The sequence below is a fragment of the Vibrio sp. 704 genome (assembly GCF_033339295.1).
Genome location: NZ_JAWOUH010000639.1, coordinates 1 through 617 on the forward strand (window position 1 = coordinate 1; position 617 = coordinate 617).

The 617-nt window shown below is 42.8% G+C and carries 2 protein-coding genes; both read right to left on the reverse strand.

Features of this window, described 5'->3' with window-relative positions; translation table 11 throughout:
* A partial coding sequence (locus R7R24_RS28235; protein ID WP_318120383.1) for a GDP-mannose 4,6-dehydratase occupies positions 1–262 on the reverse strand: 262 nt, incomplete at its 3' end.
* A gap of 92 nt (positions 263–354) precedes the next feature.
* A partial coding sequence (locus R7R24_RS28240) for a lipopolysaccharide kinase InaA family protein (protein ID WP_318120384.1) occupies positions 355–617 on the reverse strand: 263 nt, incomplete at its 5' end.

Sequence of the window (617 nt, forward strand, 5' to 3'; positions counted from 1 at the left end):
GATCGACATGCGACTCAGCCGCTAAATGCATCACCATATCGGGTTGATGCTCTGAAAACACGCGGTCTAGTTCAGTTCGGTCACAGATATCCACTTGCTCGAAGTAATAACGGTCACTGTCCGCGACATCTACCAACGACTCCAAGTTTCCTGCGTAGGTGAGCTTGTCTAAATTAACGACGCTATCTTGGGTGTCACGAATAATGTGTCGAACGACAGCTGAGCCAATGAAGCCTGCCCCGCCTGTTACTAGTATTTTCATTGCAAATGTTACCTACTTTAATGGGTACTTTTAGTGGGTGTACCGAAATGCGCTATTGGATTGTCTCACGAATAACTGACAAAAAGCTCACTTTACGTATTTTCAGTATAACTTTTTTGTACATGATCAAAATCGGACGCTTGCCAAATGATTTGGCGTTTGAGCAGTTCTTTTTTGAATGAGCGAAGAAGCCTTTCTAAGTTTTGCTTTTTCCAGTCGCCGTGCTCTTGTTTGCGGCACTTATCAAAATCAATAATCCACACTTTATCTTTGTCATCGATCAAGATGTTGTGGATATTCAGGTCTGTGTGATTAACGCCAGCGTTGTGCATTTTGGCAATTTCTTGCCCTATTT